The sequence below is a fragment of the Photorhabdus sp. P32 genome, from assembly GCF_038085095.1.
GTDB lineage: Bacteria > Pseudomonadota > Gammaproteobacteria > Enterobacterales > Enterobacteriaceae > Photorhabdus > Photorhabdus luminescens.
In genome coordinates, this window is record NZ_JAZGJN010000077.1 from 1 (window position 1) to 897 (window position 897).

At 30.1% G+C, this 897-nt stretch carries 1 rRNA gene; it reads left to right on the forward strand.

Features of this window, described 5'->3' with window-relative positions:
- A 5S ribosomal RNA gene (gene rrf, locus V2H77_RS00305) occupies positions 1 to 97 on the forward strand; the annotation flags it as partial.
- Between the last annotated feature and the right edge of the window lie 800 nt (positions 98 to 897).

An 897-nucleotide genomic window follows, 5' to 3' on the forward strand; every position in this document is an offset into this window, starting at 1 on the left:
CGGTCCCACCTGACCCCATGCCGAACTCAGCAGTGAAACGCCGTAGCGCCGATGGTAGTGTGGGGTCTCCCCATGTGAGAGTAGGGAACTGCCAGGCTTTAAATACAGTGGAAACCCTCAGCGAGAGCTGGGGGTTTTTGCGTTTTTAGGGTAGGTATTATTTATTTACTTATTCCCTTTAAGAAACAGATAACGGGTTTATCAGTCTTAAATAATTAAAATATATTGTAATGATAGAGCAGGTATATAATTTAAATAGCTTTTTGAACTGATGAATTAGAATAACCAAAAATTTTCAATTCTTTTTTATATTTGTTTTTTAGGAAAATTTTGGATCAGGGTTTTGTCCGCTCTTATAACCTGTAATGAGACTGTAATTTAAATTGTGTAATTGTCTGTTTTCCCTATCACCATACTTATTATTAGCATTTGATTCAAATTAGCTTGTTGTTATAAGAAAATCGCATATTTCAGTATTGAAGATAAATCTTATAACTCAATATTAACAATAAGAATATTTTATTATTTAATCTTGTTGCTTTCTTAGGGTGTATTGCTTTTAATATTTATAGCGTGTAATTTGACTTCTTCTAATCTTGTCTTTTTGTCTTGAACTTCCTGATTTTTACCGAAAATATCATTGATTTTTAATGTATTTCATCTCGTTATTAAGTGAAATTTTCTTTATTATTTTTTCATATAACAAATGAAGCTTAAATTATTTTATGTTATAAATATTAAAAATTTATTAACTATTATCATGTTGAACATTGTTGTAAAACCAGAAATGAAATAATTTCAGCTTACTTGTAAAGCCTCGACATTCTGTTAATACTTAGTTAGATTTAGCTGTCTGGAAGTCTAAACGTGTAAATGGATAAAAGATCGAGGTCATAG